Source organism: Nocardia pseudovaccinii NBRC 100343 (genome assembly GCF_001613225.1).
Lineage (GTDB): Bacteria > Actinomycetota > Actinomycetes > Mycobacteriales > Mycobacteriaceae > Nocardia > Nocardia pseudovaccinii.
The window spans coordinates 1-15,497 of record NZ_BDBY01000361.1 but is presented as its reverse complement, the minus strand read 5'-3'; the positions used below and the strand labels follow the sequence as shown (position 1 = coordinate 15,497).

Genomic DNA, 15,497 nt, shown 5'->3' with positions numbered 1-15,497 from the left:
TCGATGCATGTGACGGCATCATCAGCGGCCCTGGCGGCCATCTCGGGACTCGGCTTCGGACTCTCTTTGATCGTGGCGATCGGCGCGCAGAACGCTTTCGTCCTGCGACAAGGTCTGCGTGGTCAGCATGTGCTGGCGGTAGTCGCGGTCTGCACCGTGTCGGACATCGTGCTGATCGCCGCGGGAGTCGGCGGGCTGGGTGTCGTGGTCGAATCCGCACCCGTGCTGTTGACGGTGATCCGCTACGCCGGAGCCGCATTTCTACTCGGCTACGGCATTGTCGCCGCCCGCCGCGCCTTCGCGTCATCGAGCCTGACCGCCGAGTCCACCGGCGCCACCGTCGCGCTCGGCGCGACCGTTCTCACCTGCCTGGCCCTGACCTGGCTCAATCCGCACGTCTACCTGGACACGGTGCTGCTGCTCGGCTCCTTCGCCAATACCTATGCCAGTCCGGACCGCTGGTTCCTCGGCGCGGGCGCGATGGCCGCCAGCATCATCTGGTTCGCCTCGCTCGGCTACGGCGCCCGCAAACTCGGCCCGCTGTTCGCCCGCCCGGTCGCCTGGCGCGTGCTCGATTCGGTGATCGCGGCCGTGATGTTCGGCCTTGCGCTGGGCCTATTACTCACCGGCTAAGCTGGCATAACTGCAACGCTGGGGGATCGGCTCGCGATCAGTACCTGACTGGTTCGGCCGAAGCAGGGTGGGGGTCGCCGCCCCGGCGGGAGAGGTGGGCAGGCCGTGAATTATCCATACGGGGAGCAGCCGCGGCAGGATCCGGCGCCGTGGGGGCAACCGGTGGACTATCCGGCTCAGCAGGGCTGGGCGCAGACGGGCTACCCGATGGGGTATCCCAGCGCGCCTACACCGGGCCCGCCGCCGAAATCGAAGACCGGTGTGCTCGTCGCGGTGGTGCTCGGGCTGGTCGCGGTGCTCGCCGTGGTCGGCGTCGGGCTGGTCGCCATCACCGCGCGAGATAAGGACCGAACGCAGGCCTCGGAGGCCACCGCCACCGTCGTCCCGGCGACGAGCGCGCCGCGCACGAGCACCCCGCGAACGACCACGGCAACGCCGCGTCCGGGCCAGCCGTCCGCGGGCAAGCTCACCTACAGCGACTTCGCCCATGACTGGAATTTCAAGTTCGACAGCGTGGAACTGCACGCCGACTGGGTCGAGGGCCGCGACCACGCCAACTGCCGCGATTTCGAGGTGAACGGCAAGCTCAGCGGCCTGGGCTGCGAGTACGCCGCCGAAATGGTGTACCGGGCCGAGAGCGGCGGGCTGAAGATCACGCAATTCGTCATGGCGATGTCGAGCGATGGCCAGGCCACCGCCGCGCTCGGCAAGTTCACCGACGAGGACCTGCACCTGCGACCGGGCACCTACATCGACAATTTCGCCACCGGAAAATGGCGCGACGGGACCGAGAAGGAGTTCGTCGTGGTCACGGTGGCCACCGCCAATGCGGCCGTCCCTGCCGACACGGTCAAGAAGTATCTGCAGTACCGGCACGCGGATACGCTCGGCGCACTGGCCTTCCGCTAGCCGTGAACCAGCCGCAAGCCTGTGGCAGTGTCGATGTCATGCGATTGCGAAGCTGGAAGACGACCGCCGCGATCTGCGCGTGGGGCATGTTGCTCGGCGGATGCGCGCACGACGCATCGGGTTCATCGGCGCGCACCACGGCGCCGCAGGTCGGCGACGAACCGGCGACGTCCCCGCCGCGCTTCATCGCCGATGACCGCGTGGTGGTCATCGATCCCGGCCACAACGGCGGCAATGCCGCGCAGCCCGGCGAGATCAACCGTCAGGTGCCGGACGGTCGCGGAAAGACCAAAGCGTGCAACACCACCGGCACGTCGGCCACCGATGGCTACACCGAACACGAATTCAACTGGGATGTCGCCATCCGGGTCCGGGATGCCTTGGCCGCCCGCGGAATTCGCGTCGTGCTGACTCGCGACGACGATGCGGGCGTCGGTCCGTGTGTCGACGAACGCGCCGCCATCGGAAACCGCAGTGGCGCAGCGGCTGTCGTCTCGATCCATGCCGACGGCGCCGCCGCGGGCGCACACGGCTTCCACGTCGCGTACTCGTCGCCGCCACTGAACCCGGCCCAGCACGAGCCGTCGCAGCGACTGGCAACGACATTGCGCGACACCATGATCGGGTCCGGCTTCGTCCCGTCGACCTACGTCGGCTCCGATGGCATGAACCCGCGCGCGGATCTGGCGGGTCTCAACCTGTCCGAACGTCCGGTCGCATTGGTCGAGTGTGGAAATATGCGCGATCCGGGTGACGCCGCGCTGATCGAATCGCCCGACGGTCGGGCGAGGTACGCGGACGCCATCGCCAATGCGATCGTCGCCTTCCTCGGGTAGTTGCCTAAACCGTGATCGGGATCACTATTTGTTAGCTGTGCGCCCCTATCGACACTGAGTTAACGGCGTTACGCTAACGCTGTTACCCAAGGGTGGTCGAACTAGGGGAGTCGCTCATGCTCGTACGGATCGCACATCTGGCCACCAGGCATCCGCGGACGATCCTGCTCGCCGCCGCGCTATTGGCAGTACTCTGCGGCGCATTCGGCGCCACGGTGATCTCGCACATGAAGACCGGCGGTTTCACCCCGGACGATGCCGAATCGTCGCAGGTCGCCAAGCTGATCGCCGATAACTTCGGTGGCGCGGAACCCAATCTCATCCTGCTGGTTCGCGATGATGCCGGTGCGGACAGCCCGGCTGCCAAGGCCGCGGGCGCGAAGGTGGTCGACACCCTGCGCTCGCGCGGCGATGTGATCGGCATCCAGTCCTATTGGAGCGCTCCGCAGTCGTTCGCATCCGTGTTGCGCAGCAAGGACGGTAAGAGCGCACTGGTGCTCGGCTACATCACCGGCGAGGAGTCCATGGCCCAAAAGGCCGCCGGTGCGATCGCCGAAGAGGTCACCGGCACCAGCGACGGCGTCAGCGTCTATCAGGGCGGCCTCAGCTCCCTCTACCACGAATCGAACGAGCAGATCACCCACGATCTCGCGGTCGCCGAGAGTGTGGCGATCCCGCTGTCGTTCATCGTGCTGATCCTGGTCTTCGGCAGCTTGGTCGCGGCCTTCCTGCCGCTGGCCGTCGGGATCTTCGCGATCTTGACCACCCTGGCGATCCTGCGCGCCCTCACGGTCTTCACCGATGTGTCGATCTACGCGCTGAACTTGACCACGGCAATGGGTCTTGCCCTCGCGATCGACTACAGCCTGTTCATCGTCAGCCGCTTCCGCGAGGAACTCGGCAATGGACTCGATGTCGAGGCTGCGGTGGTGCGCGCGGTGCAGACCGCGGGACGCACGGTGCTGTATTCCGCACTGACTGTCGCGCTGTCGGTGGCCGCGCTGGGCGTGTTCAATCTGTACTTCCTGCAATCCTTCGCCTACGCGGGAGTCGCGGTGGTCGCCGCGGCCGCCGCCGCGTCGATCTTGATCCTGCCCGCGGTGTTGATGGTGCTCGGACATCGAGTGAATGCACTGGATCTGCGAAAGCCGTTGGGGCGCTTGTTCGGCTGGGATCCGCACGCCCAGCGCACACCCGAGCAGACCTTCTGGTACCGCACAGTCCAGTGGGTGATGCGCCATGCCGCACCGGTCGCTATCGCGATCATCGTGCTGATGCTGGCGATCGGATCCCCGTTCCTCGGTGTGAAATTCGGCTATCCGGACGATCGAGTGCTCAATGCGGGCGCCTCCGCCTCCAGTCGCACGGTCGGCGACGCCCTGCGTTCGGACTTCCAATCCAATGCCGCGACCAATGCCACCGTGGTGCTCGACGACTACCACGGAAGCCCGGCCGCCATCGGCGACTACGCCGCCGCGCTGTCGAAGGTGGAAGGCGTGTCCGGAGTGCTCTCGGGTTCCGGCCTATACGCAGGCGGACTGAAGGTGGCGCCGGGATCGCCCCAGATGACGAACGATACCGGCGCATTCTTCACTGTCGCGACGACAGTCGATCCCTTCACCTCCGCGGGCAAGACGCAACTGGACCGGCTTCGCGATGTCCCGAGCCCGGGACCGGCGCTCTTCGGCGGCAGCGCCGCGATCAACCGCGACTCCCTCGACGCACTCGGTGCGCGACTGCCACTGGCCGCTGGGCTGATCGCGCTCACCTCATTCGTAGTGCTGTTCCTGTTCACCGGTAGTATGCTGCTACCGCTGAAAGCTCTTGCCCTCAATACGCTTTCGCTGACCGCCGCGTTCGGAGCGATGGTCTGGATCTTCCAGGACGGACACTTGTCCAGCGTTTTCGGCAACAGCGCGACCGGATATCTGGTTCCGACCATGCCGATCCTGATGTTCTGCCTCGCCTTCGGAATGTCCATGGACTATGAGGTATTCCTGCTCTCGCGCATTCGCGAGGAGTGGCTGGCCTCGGGACAGACCGCCGCGGACAACACTCGCGCGGTGGCCCTGGGTGTCGCGCGCACCGGCCGGATCTTCACCGCGGCCGCACTATTGATGGCCATCGTGATGGCCGCGATGGTCACGTCGAAGGTATCGTTCATCCAGATGACGGGCCTGGGGCTGACGTTGACGGTGCTCGCGGACGCAACGCTGATCCGCGGTCTGCTCGCGCCCGCACTCATGCGGCTGCTCGGCACCGCGAACTGGTGGGCGCCAGCGCCGCTCGCCCGGCTGCACGCCAAGATCGGCCTGAGTGAGGGCGAAACCGCTCCGGGCACAACCGAATCCGAAAAACACCAACTAGCCGGACGAGCGTGACTTCTACCCGCAGGAAGCGTTCGGCACGTGGCTCCGGTGCGGAGCTACGCGCCGAAATACTCGACGCCACAAAGAAGCTGCTGGCTGATGCCGGTCACGTCGACGCGGTTTCCATCCGGGAGATCGCCAAGATTGTCGGTGTCACCCCGCCATCGATCTACCGCCATTTCGCGGATAAGGATCAGCTGATCGAGTCGGTGGTGGCCCAGGTCTTCGAAGATCTGGACGCGGAAATGCTGGCCGCATCCGATCCGAGCGACTCGCCGATGGAGCGTCTGCGTCAGCAGGGTCTGGCATATGTCCGCTTCGCCAGGGAGCACCCGAAGCAGTACCGCTTGGCCATGACGCCCGGCGAGACGGCGGGCGCGGTCGACCAGGTGTTGAGCAGCAGTGCCTTCGCCCATCTCGCGGCGACCGTCACCGAGTGCATGAACCTCGGCGTGGTCACGCCGGGTGACCCGGTGCCGGTCGTCTTGGAGTTGTGGTCGGCCGCGCACGGCGTCGCCTCGCTGCTGATCGCGAAACCCTATCTGCCGTGGGGAGATGTGGAGGCATTCACCGATCGGGTACTGCGCTCGATCTGTGTCGGGCGGGTCGTCATCGATAATGTGCTCGGCGAAGACGTGTCTCCCGACGCGGTTGCCGAGTGGGTGGTGGCGAACCGTCGGGTGCCCTGAGCCGCGCTCAGCGCCGCGAAGGCGAGAGTGGCGGCTACTGTGCGGAGCGCATGTGAGAGCTGCCAACGATCACGGATGGTTGCCCAGTCGCTGGGCGGCATGGTGACGATCCAGTCGCGTTGGTCGGCATTGATCGGTAGGTTCACGATGATCGTCAGGATCAGGACGCCCGCGAGCAGTGCGAACGCGATGATCGGGAGCCAGTGGGCCGCACCGCGGTCGCGGAAGCGGGCCACGATGATGAGGGCGGTGGCGATCAGGGCGGGTAGCAGGGTGACGGTGGCGAGGACGTCGAGCCATTCCAGTTCGATCTGCCTGACCTGGGTGTAGACGGCGGAGGTGGCGTCACGCATCGATAGTTCGAGGACGAGGACGGCGATCAGGAATCCGGCGAAGATTCCGCTGAATATCTGGGCGGCGAAATTGGTGATTGTGCGCATGTTCCGCACTCAATTCCGGAACGTGGCAGCGTTATCGGCGGCCCACTCGGCGAAAGTTCTTGTGCGGCCTAGTGTTTTCTCGACATTGTCGGTGAGCGGTGCGGGTTGGCCGACGCCATCGGCGTAGCGGGTGAGCAGGGAGTCGACGAAATCCTCGGGAAAGCCGCGCGCCACCATGCCTTGTCGAACCACAGCGGCGGGAACTTCCTCATAGCGCAGCGGCCTGCCGATGACCTCGCCGATGATCCGAACCATATCCGCATGGCTAAGTGATTGCGGCCCGGTCAATTCCACTCGTCTGTTGACCAGATCGTCGGTCAGGAGGGCATGCGCCACGACCGCCGCGATATCCCCTTCGTGCAGCGGACTCTCGGCGAATTCGGCATAGGGTCCACGCACCACATCACCCGCTCGGATCTGCGCATTCCACCCGCTCTGCAGCACATTGACCGCAAAGCTGCTGGCACGCAGGCTCACCCACTCCAGACCGCTGTCCACCACCGCCTGCTCGGCCTCCCTGTTCCGGTCGCCGCGGAATCGGGACGGCTGTGCGGCGAGCGGGTCGTCGATATTGATGGCCGAGAGGGCGACGAGCCGCCGCACACCACGCTTACCAGCCAGTTCCGCGAATGCGAAGGCCGCATCGCCGACGGCGCGTGGGTGTAGGAATGCCGCGGACGCACCGTCGAGGGCGTCGGCAAGGGTGTCCGGCCAGGCCGGATCGCCGCCCACGACCTCGACACCGGCGGGCAGCTCGACATTTTCGGGGGACCGGGTGACGGCGCGTACTTGAACTCCTTGTGCGGCAAGCAGTTCGACGAGCGGACGGCCGACGGTTCCGGTGGCTCCGGTGACAAGGATCATGACCACTCCATCTTTGGAAATCATATCGTATGAATCTCATACTAGATTGATTGGAGTGTCATGCGATATGACTTCCGTAACATCGAGCCGCAGCTGCGCGTCCGAGCGGATGCCGCGTCCGAACTGCTGGACCGGCGCCCGAAGCCGGGCATGGTGTGGTCGGCGCTGCGAGACCGTATCGGGGTTTCCGTGCGGTGAATCGGCTGGAACGGAATTACACGACCGCTCAGGACTTCAGGTCTGCGGACCGGATACTCAGTCGAACTCCGCGAGGCGAACAGCGTACGGCTGCGCGGCGAGCGTCAGTGAGTATCAGCGGCTGGAGGCCAGTCGCGACGCACTTCGTGCCGTCGTCGTCGCGCGTCCGCGTTCGCTGATCTGCCAGCACCCGCTGTGCGAAATGGCGACGACCAGGCCGCGTGCACGCAGCCGCGACAGCGCACTGCGGGTGCTCCACCCCGTCAGCTGTGCCTGTCGCTGGATCTGAACCGCCGACAGCAGGCCGCCGGGACGAAGAATGCTCAGCACCACCGATTGTGCTGCCTGCCCGAACCTCATGCGTCCTCCTCGAAAGGCTAGACATGCCGACGGTGTACGCGGAGCCGCGCCGACGCGCGCACACGGGGGAATGTCATAAAAGGCTAATAATCGACATCGCGTGATGTCAACAGCATGTGATGTCAACATTATTGGGACTTATGGGGATTCAGTCATGCCGACCGCCGCGGAGGAGCCCGGAGGCGAGTCGTGAGCGCTGGCGCGGTCGTGAGCTCGCCGACCGTACGACGACCCGGCCTCGGTCAACAGCAAGAACTCTCAAATCCTCCACAGACGAACTGGTCGAGGCCAGTGCGGCTGAACGATCGCAAGCAGAGGATGAGGGGGCTCAAGGGTGGGCGACGCGGCAATCCGCGCTGAAGTGCCATCGGCTCGGTGGTATTCGCGACTTTCATGCCAGCAAATCTGTTGTGCAGGATGGCCTGCCGTGACAATAGCAACGGCCCCGCGTCGACGTCATGGTCGCGCGGGGCCGCTTTGTGGTCTTCGGTTTTGCCCGGCTCAGGCGGGGCGGTTGAACTCTCCGTTGGTGACGCCAGCCGTGAAGGCATCCCATTCGCCCGGGGCGAAGATCAGCGCTGGGCCGGTGGGGTTCTTCGTGTCACGAACGCCGACTCCGCCTCCATCGAGCCACGCCACCTCGACGCAGTCGGTCTGGCCGCCGCTGTAGCTGCTCTTGAACCAATTCACTTCAGATAGTTCGGTGTTCACGCTGACGACTCCTTGCTGCTCGCTCGAGCTCGCGTTGAGGCCTGGTCAGGCAGGGCGCTGGAATTCTCCGTCCGTGATGCCAGTGGTGAGGGCATCCCATTCGCCCGGGGCGAAGTTCAGCGCTGGACCGGTGGGGTTCTTCGAGTCACGAACGCCCACCCTGCCCCCATCGAGCCACGCCACTTCGACGCAGTCGGTCTGGCCGCTGCTGTGGCTGCTCTTGAACCAATTCACTTCAGATAGTTCGGTGTTCACGCTGACCACTCCTTGCTGCTCGCTCGAGCAGGTCTCGCGTTGTGCCGGTCAGGCAGGGCGCTGGAATTCTCCGTCCGTGATGCCAGTGGTGAAGGCATCCCATTCGCCCGGGGCGAAGATCAGCGCTGGGCCGGTCGGGTTCTTCGAGTCGCGAACGCCGACGCTGCCCTCATCGAGCCACGCGACCTCGACGCATTCGGTTTGGCCGCTGCTGTGGCTGCTCTTGAACCAGTTCGCCCCGGATAGGTCGATATTCACGCTGCATAACTCCTTGCTGCCCGCCTGAGCAGGTCACGCGATCTCGTTTCATCCAGGCACGCACTCCGGATGGCTGTAGCAAGCTCAGCATAACGCCGCACATCGTCCACATTCTCGAGATATAGGTCAGCCTTACCGGCACCTTCGAAATAGACCAGCGGTGGCTCCACTGTCAGGCCTTTGGAATCGGTGCCGAAGTCGAGGATCATGAACGGGCCGTGCAGCAGTCCCTGCATGCACCCGCTCGCGAACGGGTGGATCCGAATCGAGACGTTTGGCAGTTTGCTGATCTCGGCCAGGTGTCGCAGCTGTGCGGCCATGATGCGAGGGTTGCCGACGACGCGGTGTAGAGCTGATTCGTGAAGCAACAGTTCGAGTTTCACCGGGGCGGACTTGCGGGTGATGATGGCCTGCCGCTTCAATCGCAGCTCCACCCGGCGGTCGATGTCTTCCGGGCTGCTGTCGCGGTAGAACGAACTGATCAGAGCACGCGCGTAGTCGGCTGTCTGCAACAGGCCAGGGACGATCTCATGGTACGCAATCAGCTGGCGCGCAGCGGTTTCGAGCCCGAGGTACATATTGAATGTGGAATCGCTGTAGAGACCGTCGAATGCCGTATGCCAACTCTTGACCTGTGCCTGTTCGGCGAGTTTGAGCACGCGGCTGGTTTCGTCCTGCGGGACTCCGTACGTTTCGCACAGAGCTCTGATCTCGCGAATCTTGACCTTCGCCACCTGCGCGGTTTCGATTCGATGTAGCCCACTCTTGCTCAGCTCGGCCAACCTCGCGGCCTGGTCGATGGATAGTCCCTGCCCCTCGCGGGTTTCGCGAAGGAAGCGCCCAAGCTGTCGCCGGGGCAGGGTTGAAGGATTATCTTCACTGGTCAAAGTACTTGCACCTCCTGCAGATCTGGGATGGTCGCGATTCGAATGTGGCACGTGCTGCACGCCCGAATGGGATATGTCCTGCGGATTTGGGACGACTTTCTTTGGGAGTCCCAGGAAGCTCGTCTCAGCATAGCGCTCGTGGTGTGCTTGGCCCCGACGTTCGGATGACATCGCAGGTTGGAGCACCGAGAACAGCGCCAATCTGCACCGACCACAACAACTTCAGCTGTCCGCCTCGCGGCTCGAAGTTCCCGCGAGCGGATACCGCGATCGTTGTCGCCGGACGCCGACATCCAGCACACCGACCAGGTTCCGGGGGAGCCATGACACCTACGCAAACCATCAGCGCCAAACCGAAGGCCATCGGGTTCGTCCGCGATGACGTGTCCGGTCCGGATACGCCACGCCACGCCTCCGACGTGCAGCGGCACGCGAATATGCTTGGCTACCAATACATTTACACCGTTCGGCCACCGGGCGATATCGACGATCCGATCGGATATGTACTCGCGATGGCGGCCGGTCTCGAAATCGAGGTGATCGTTGTCTTCGACCTCGAGCACGTCGGCTGTCGGCCCGCATTGATCTGCGACGCGGGTTTCGATCTGGAAACCGTTTGCCCGCAAGGTATCTGGATGCGCTCCAGGTCCGGCGTCGAACGGGGAGCAGCCTGATGGCCGACGACACGATCCTCACCCCGCCCACCATCTGCGGCCGCGCCGAGGTGGAGTTGGCGCACCAGCAGATGCGGCGACACCGCGCGTGCCGGATCGAGCGGTGCGCGTGGAAGTGGGCCGCCTACTACACGCTCGTACGGCACGGCCGGATCGCGCCGCAGGCGTTGAGCCCGCGCGAGCGCGCCCACCGGCGCGGCATCGCTTTTCCGGCCGAGACCATCGAGCGCTGCCTGCCCATCGGTACGCCCGGACTCCAGACGTTCCAGCAGGTGCTCGACGGGCTCACCCAACTAGCGCTACCGCCGATCCACCCGGGCGAGGATCGCGGGCGGTGAACAACCATGGGCGCATGGCAAGTGGTGCACAGTGTGCTCGCGGTCATCGGAGGCGGCGCGTTCGCCATGGTCGGGGTGGGCTGCGTGTGGCCGGTCGACAGGCCGCGACGCCATCGGCCCGCCGCGGGCCGTCTACGTCCGATCGAATGGCCGAAGGCATGGACGTGCGGCCCGCCCGAACCCCCATTCACACTGGCCGACGCCCATCTCGCGATGCAACTGCACCGCGACCACGACTGCGCCCGCAAGCACGCCGCATTCGACGCATTGGTCGAAGCGGGACGTATCCGCCCCGATTCCGCACGCCGCCACCGACTGTGGGGGAGACCCTGGTGAACCATGGGCGATCACGCGACACCGCGGACGACGGCCTCCGGCGAGAATCCCAGTGGGACAACGTCATCGCCGCACTGCGTGCCTTCCCCGAGCATCACAACATGTCGGTGTTTCCACCCGGCGCATCACGGGCGACGGGATGCGGCTCGGTGCATGTATTCGAGCACGCCGCCCGGATCACCGAACCGGACGGCTGTCCGCGCGACGACAGCAAGCGCTGACGGAACTCGGCATCGACCTGCGGCCGAGTCGGGCAAGTCCGGTGATCCCAGGGCGATCGGTTGGCTGAGGGAGCTAGCCCGCACGCACGGCAGCGATCAGGAGAACGTCTTGTGCGGAACTCCTACGGTCAGACCGCCATCGATGACGAATTCGGCGCCCGTCGAATAGGACGACTCATCGCTGGCCAGATAGGTCACCAGTGCCGACACCTCGGACGGATCGGCGGCGCGTCCCAGCGGGATCTGTAGGAAGTCCTCCGGAATGCCGTCGGTCATCGGTGTGCGGATCATCCCTGGATGGATCGAATTCACCCGAATTCCATACTGCGCCAACTCGAGTGCGGTCGACTTGGTGAGTCCACGGACCGCGAATTTGGTGGCGGTGTACCCGTGCAGGCCGGGGCTGCCGCGCATCCCCTCGACCGAGGAGATATTGACGACCGAACCGCCGCCTGCCTCGATCATTGCCGGTGTAGCAGCCTGCATGCCGAGGAAGGTGCCGGTCAGATTGATATCGATGATCTTCTGCCACTCGGACAATTCGAAGTCGACGAGCAGGTTGCCATTGACGATCCCGGCATTGTTCACCAGGACATTCAGCGCTCCGAAGCGCTGCACGGCCTCGGCGACCGCATCCTGCCACTGCTGCTTCTCGCGCACGTCGAGGTGGACATACGCGGCGTTGTCGCCGATTTCCTTGGCCAGGGCCGCGCCCTCCTTGTCGAGGATGTCGCCGAGCATCACCCGCGCGTCCTCGGCCACCAGTGCCCGCGCGTGCGCGGCGCCCATGCCCCGCGCACCGCCGCTGATCAGTGCCACCTTGTCGGTCAACCGCCCCATCGCGGCCTCCTCTCGATCTCGTCGACTTGCAGAAACACGTTACTGATAATTGCCGGTCGCATCGCGCCTCGGTATCGACCAGTGGGACTCGGCGCTACCGTGCGATCCATGAGTGAACCGACCGTCTTCAGCATGGAATCACTGCGCACCGCAGCGGGTACAGATCTCGGCGTGAGCCGCTGGATCGAGGTCCCGCAGGATCGCATCGACGCCTTCGCCGAGGCGACCGAGGACCGGCAGTGGATCCACATCGATACCGAGCGTGCCGCCACCGGCCCGTACGGCACCACCATCGCACACGGCTACCTCACTCTCTCGCTGCTCCCGCCGCTGATGGCCGACCTGATCGCCATCAAGGACGCCTCGGCGCGCCTCAACTACGGCCTGAACAAGGTCCGCTTCCCCTCGCCCGTGCCCGCCGGTTCCCGCATCCGGGGCCACGCCCGGATCGTGAGCGTCGACGAGGTACCCGGCGGCCTGCAGATCGTCATCCAGGCGACCATCGAACGTGAAGGCGGCGATAAGCCCGCCTGCATCGCGGAATACATCGTCCGCGCCCTCGCCTGAACAGCGCCTATGGCATCATCGATGTAGAACACGTTCTAATAGTGCCGCGCGAGGAGGCCGACGATGACGAATCCGAATCCCGCGGTGGTGGCCATGCGGCGGTTCTCCCGGCGTTCGGGGGTGCCCGATATCGCGCAGGTGCCCGGCGGTCGGCTCGTCGAGCTGCCGGGGCGCGGGCGCACCTACGTCGTCGATATTCCGGGCCCCGATGGCGCACCGACCCTGATTCTGCTGCACGCCACCGCCTGCACGGGCTACCTGACCTGGTTTCCGGCGCTCGACGCGCTGGCCGAGCGCTACCGCGTGATCGTCTTCGATCAGCGCTGGCACGGCCGCGGTATCCGCTCGGAGCGGTTCTCGGTAGAGGACTGTGCCGACGACGTCGTCGCGGTGGCGGACGCGCTCGGCATCGAGCGGGCGATGCTGGCCGGATACTCCCTCGGCGGTGTCGTGGCATTGCTTGCCGCACACCGGCATTCGGATCGGGTGAGTGGTCTGGTGCCGTGTGCGACGCCCTATCGGTTCCAGGAGAAGTTGCGCGAGCGCGCATTTCATCTGACCTTCGGCGCATTGGCCGGAGCAATCGGCCCTTATTCGTACCGCCGTGCCGCCGAGTACGTGGGTCGGTTACCCGAGTTGCCGGAGCACACCTGGGCACCGGGAAAACTGAATCGCTGGGCGCTCACCGAATTTCGCAGCAGCAGCGGTTGGGCCATGGCACAGGTCATCGCCGAGGTCGGCCGATTCGATGCGACCGCTTGGCTTTCCGAGCTGAGGATGCCGACCGCCGTCGTGATCACGACGCGGGACCGTGCGATTCCGGTCTATCGGCAATTGGAGATGGCGACCATGATTCCCGGTGCGAGCATTCATCTGGTCAAGGCCGGTCACGCATCCTGCGTGCTCGAGGCCGACCGCTTCGTGCCGGTACTGCTGCAGGCCTGCGCCGCCGTTGCCGCAAGGCGGAAATAGACTTCGAATGCGGCCCTGTCCGGCGGCGATGGCGAACAGGGCGGCGGAGGGCATCAGCCCAGATCGCGTGCCGCGGTCAGCAATTCATCGACGACGCCGGGGACCGCATCGGCGATCGCCTGCAGATCGGGCACCAGTTCCCGGCAGGCGATGAATCCGAAGTCCAGATCACCGTTGTTGGACAGCACGGTCACGGTCAGTCCCGCGCCGTGGAAAACCGGCCCGAACGGATACATGGCCTCGACCTGAAGTCCGAGGAAATACAACGGCATCGGCGGGCCAGGAACATTCGATACCACCAGGTTGTGCACCACCGGATGCAGCTCGGCCAGCTTCAGCGACGAGTAGACGCGCGCGGCCAACTGAAAGGTGTTCGGCGGAGCGTACTTCGACCAGTCCATCAGGAAGTCCGCGCCGACGAATTCGTGTTCCTGTTTGGCGTCGCGGTTGGCCTCGGCCACCTGCCGCAGGCGCTCCACCGGATCGGCGATATCGGTGCCGAGCTGACAGAACAGCGAGGAGACCTTGTTGATGCCCGCGGTGTGCCGGGAAGCGTCGTGCACCGACACGGGCACGGAGGCGATCAGGGATTTGTCCGGCAGCTCGTCGTGCTTCTCCAGATAGGTGCGCAGCACGCCCGCCACGATGGTCAGGACGACATCGTTGACCTTCACATCGAAGGCGGTCTTGATCTCCTTGATCGCGCCGAGCTCGGTCTCGGCACAGGCCACCACGCGATCCGAGCTGATCGCGCCGTTGAAGGGGGTTCGTGGTGCGGTCAACGGTAAAGCCATGCCCCCCTGATTATTTCGACGTCGCTGTGCGAAACCGGCAACCATGCCAAGGGTTTTCGGCACCATGCCGACCAGGCCGAGCTTGTTGGGCAGGTTCAGCACCGCCTCGGCCGCCAGCTTCAAGTCACTGGGCTGCGGCTCGGCATGCCACTCCTCGGCCGGTTCGGGCTCGCTGAGACCTGGCTCCAGATCGCACAGATGCATCATCATGTTGGCGCCGGTAATGCCGTCCACGGCGGCGTGGTGGTACTTGCAGATCACCGCCAGTTTGCCGTCCGTCAGGTGCTCCACCACGCTCATCTCCCACAGCGGACGGCTGCGGTCCATCGGCACACTGGCGATCTCGCCGACCAGGTCCGCGAGTTCCCGGCGTTCCAGTGGGCGCGGCGTTTCGATTCGTCGGATGTGGTGGTCCAGATCGAAATCCGGGTCTTCCACCCAGACCGGATGATCGAGGTTGAACGGCACCTCGTGGATTCGCCGCCGCATCTGTGGGATCAGCGGTAACCTGCGGCCGAGTTCTGCTTTGAATTTTTCGAAGGTGTAGTGCGCGCCCCCTGCGGCGGGATCCAGGATCAGCAGTGCACAGACGTGCAGATGCTGGGTCCCGGTCTCGAGGTACAGGAAGCTGGCATCCAATCCGGTAAGGCGCTCCATAGCCAAAGCCTACTAGAACGTGTTCTAGTTTACTGCCGGATCGCAGGGATCTCGGTCACAGCGGAGCTTTCTATTGTCAAGCGGGCTTTTCGGCGCCGTTCGCGCTGGCCAGACATGTGTGTAACCAAGGGTTTCATATATGTGTATGATCATTGCTACGGCCATGAAGGAAGGTACGCAACGTCGCGGGTCGTGGCTCTTTTCGAGCTGTGGCGCGGCGGGTGAGATCGAGGAGTATCGATGAAGCTACTTCGTAGGGTGCGCCAGGACGCCGATCCCGGTGAGGTTGCCCTCAACGCGCGCAATGTGCGGTTCGACTGGGCGGATACCCCATTGCACTGGATGCCCGCGGAACCCATCGCCTCGCATCTGATCAATGCCTTGAACCTGTTGCTGCCCGAGGGTGAGCGGATGTTCTGCGCCGCGTACTCCGAAGCGCTGCCCTACGTCAAAGACGAGAAGCTGCGCGAGGCCATGCTCGGCTTCATCGGTCAGGAATCCATGCACGCCGTGACGCATGACAAGGTGCTGCACGAGGTGCTCGCCGCGAACGGCATCGATCCGGAACCGTATGTGCGGCAGGCGGAATACCTGTTCCGCAAGTCGCTCGGGCCCAAGAACGTCGATGGTGTCGCCCAGCGGCAGGTCATGGTGGAGCGCCTGGCATTCATCGCCTGCCTGGAGCATTT

At 64.7% G+C, this 15,497-nt stretch carries 21 protein-coding genes and 1 pseudogene; 13 read left to right on the top strand and 9 right to left on the bottom strand.

The window, feature by feature from the left end; genetic code table 11:
• Nucleotides 1-3 precede the first annotated feature (3 nt).
• From NP3_RS39210 to NP3_RS39190, 5 genes are all read left to right on the top strand, one after another.
• On the top strand, nt 4-633 hold the full coding sequence (locus tag NP3_RS39210) for a LysE/ArgO family amino acid transporter (protein ID WP_063046765.1): 630 nt from the start codon (nt 4-6) through the stop codon (nt 631-633).
• Between the two features lie 105 nt (nt 634-738).
• Nucleotides 739-1,542: a hypothetical protein gene (locus NP3_RS39205; RefSeq protein ID WP_063046764.1), complete on the top strand. Its 804-nt coding sequence runs from the start codon at nt 739-741 to the stop codon at nt 1,540-1,542.
• A gap of 38 nt (nt 1,543-1,580) precedes the next feature.
• Nucleotides 1,581-2,378, top strand: a complete 798-nt coding sequence (locus tag NP3_RS39200; protein ID WP_063046763.1) for an N-acetylmuramoyl-L-alanine amidase — start codon at nt 1,581-1,583, stop codon at nt 2,376-2,378.
• 116 nt (nt 2,379-2,494) lie between these two features.
• Nucleotides 2,495-4,759 (top strand): MMPL family transporter, encoded by a 2,265-nt coding sequence (locus NP3_RS39195; RefSeq protein ID WP_063046762.1) that lies wholly within the window; start codon nt 2,495-2,497, stop codon nt 4,757-4,759.
• Complete coding sequence (locus NP3_RS39190; protein ID WP_084509555.1) at nt 4,756-5,436, top strand: TetR/AcrR family transcriptional regulator; 681 nt, start codon at nt 4,756-4,758, stop codon at nt 5,434-5,436. The genes NP3_RS39195 and NP3_RS39190 overlap by 4 nt, the downstream gene beginning before the upstream one ends.
• A gap of 26 nt (nt 5,437-5,462) precedes the next feature.
• Here NP3_RS39190 and NP3_RS50950 read toward each other — a convergent pair.
• A pseudogene (locus NP3_RS50950) lies at nt 5,463-5,789 on the bottom strand (anthrone oxygenase family protein); the annotation flags it as partial.
• 96 nt (nt 5,790-5,885) lie between these two features.
• Nucleotides 5,886-6,740 (bottom strand): SDR family oxidoreductase, encoded by an 855-nt coding sequence (locus NP3_RS39185; protein WP_063046794.1) that lies wholly within the window; start codon nt 6,738-6,740, stop codon nt 5,886-5,888.
• A gap of 60 nt (nt 6,741-6,800) precedes the next feature.
• Between NP3_RS39185 and NP3_RS48575 the strand changes: the two genes are divergently transcribed.
• Nucleotides 6,801-6,938, top strand: a complete 138-nt coding sequence (locus NP3_RS48575; RefSeq protein ID WP_157124850.1) for a hypothetical protein — start codon at nt 6,801-6,803, stop codon at nt 6,936-6,938.
• A gap of 114 nt (nt 6,939-7,052) precedes the next feature.
• Here the strand turns inward: NP3_RS48575 and NP3_RS39180 are convergent, their stop codons facing one another.
• The 5 genes from NP3_RS39180 to NP3_RS39160 form a co-directional block, all read right to left on the bottom strand.
• Nucleotides 7,053-7,298, bottom strand: coding sequence for a hypothetical protein (locus NP3_RS39180; RefSeq protein WP_063046760.1), 246 nt, complete (start codon nt 7,296-7,298; stop codon nt 7,053-7,055).
• A 501-nt stretch (nt 7,299-7,799) separates the two neighbouring features.
• Nucleotides 7,800-8,009, bottom strand: a complete 210-nt coding sequence (locus tag NP3_RS39175) for a DUF397 domain-containing protein (RefSeq protein WP_063046759.1) — start codon at nt 8,007-8,009, stop codon at nt 7,800-7,802.
• 45 nt (nt 8,010-8,054) lie between these two features.
• Nucleotides 8,055-8,264, bottom strand: coding sequence for a DUF397 domain-containing protein (locus NP3_RS39170; RefSeq protein WP_063046793.1), 210 nt, complete (start codon nt 8,262-8,264; stop codon nt 8,055-8,057).
• A gap of 48 nt (nt 8,265-8,312) precedes the next feature.
• Complete coding sequence (locus NP3_RS39165; protein WP_063046758.1) at nt 8,313-8,522, bottom strand: DUF397 domain-containing protein; 210 nt, start codon at nt 8,520-8,522, stop codon at nt 8,313-8,315.
• On the bottom strand, nt 8,519-9,409 hold the full coding sequence (locus NP3_RS39160) for a helix-turn-helix domain-containing protein (protein WP_063046757.1): 891 nt from the start codon (nt 9,407-9,409) through the stop codon (nt 8,519-8,521). Before NP3_RS39160 ends, NP3_RS39165 begins: the two co-directional genes overlap by 4 nt.
• A 323-nt stretch (nt 9,410-9,732) precedes the next feature.
• On the opposite strand from NP3_RS39160, the gene NP3_RS39155 reads away from it, so the two are divergent.
• The 4 genes from NP3_RS39155 to NP3_RS39140 are packed head-to-tail and all read left to right on the top strand — an operon-like array spanning nt 9,733 to nt 10,978.
• On the top strand, nt 9,733-10,083 hold the full coding sequence (locus NP3_RS39155) for a hypothetical protein (RefSeq protein ID WP_063046756.1): 351 nt from the start codon (nt 9,733-9,735) through the stop codon (nt 10,081-10,083).
• Nucleotides 10,083-10,421 carry a hypothetical protein gene (locus NP3_RS39150; protein ID WP_063046755.1) on the top strand — a complete coding sequence of 113 codons (339 nt, stop codon included), beginning with the start codon at nt 10,083-10,085 and terminating at the stop codon, nt 10,419-10,421. The genes NP3_RS39155 and NP3_RS39150 overlap by 1 nt, the downstream gene beginning before the upstream one ends.
• Before the next feature lie 6 nt (nt 10,422-10,427).
• Complete coding sequence (locus NP3_RS39145) at nt 10,428-10,757, top strand: hypothetical protein (protein WP_063046754.1); 330 nt, start codon at nt 10,428-10,430, stop codon at nt 10,755-10,757.
• Nucleotides 10,754-10,978: a hypothetical protein gene (locus NP3_RS39140; protein WP_157124849.1), complete on the top strand. Its 225-nt coding sequence runs from the start codon at nt 10,754-10,756 to the stop codon at nt 10,976-10,978. Before NP3_RS39145 ends, NP3_RS39140 begins: the two co-directional genes overlap by 4 nt.
• Before the next feature lie 96 nt (nt 10,979-11,074).
• On the opposite strand, the gene NP3_RS39135 is transcribed toward NP3_RS39140, so the two are convergent.
• Nucleotides 11,075-11,818 carry a glucose 1-dehydrogenase gene (locus NP3_RS39135; protein WP_063046752.1) on the bottom strand — a complete coding sequence of 248 codons (744 nt, stop codon included), beginning with the start codon at nt 11,816-11,818 and terminating at the stop codon, nt 11,075-11,077.
• Nucleotides 11,819-11,926: 108 nt separating this feature from the next.
• Between NP3_RS39135 and NP3_RS39130 the strand changes: the two genes are divergently transcribed.
• Both NP3_RS39130 and NP3_RS39125 read left to right on the top strand, forming a co-directional pair.
• The gene (locus tag NP3_RS39130) at nt 11,927-12,385 is read left to right on the top strand and encodes a MaoC family dehydratase (RefSeq protein WP_063046751.1); all 459 of its coding nucleotides are present in this window, start codon (nt 11,927-11,929) and stop codon (nt 12,383-12,385) included.
• Nucleotides 12,386-12,448: 63 nt separating this feature from the next.
• Complete coding sequence (locus NP3_RS39125; protein ID WP_157124848.1) at nt 12,449-13,357, top strand: alpha/beta fold hydrolase; 909 nt, start codon at nt 12,449-12,451, stop codon at nt 13,355-13,357.
• Nucleotides 13,358-13,410: 53 nt separating this feature from the next.
• Here the strand turns inward: NP3_RS39125 and NP3_RS39120 are convergent, their stop codons facing one another.
• On the bottom strand, nt 13,411-14,808 hold the full coding sequence (locus NP3_RS39120; RefSeq protein WP_063046750.1) for a WS/DGAT/MGAT family O-acyltransferase: 1,398 nt from the start codon (nt 14,806-14,808) through the stop codon (nt 13,411-13,413).
• Between the two features lie 240 nt (nt 14,809-15,048).
• On the opposite strand from NP3_RS39120, the gene NP3_RS39115 reads away from it, so the two are divergent.
• On the top strand, nt 15,049-15,497 hold a 449-nt coding region (locus tag NP3_RS39115; protein WP_169814661.1), incomplete at its 3' end, for a metal-dependent hydrolase.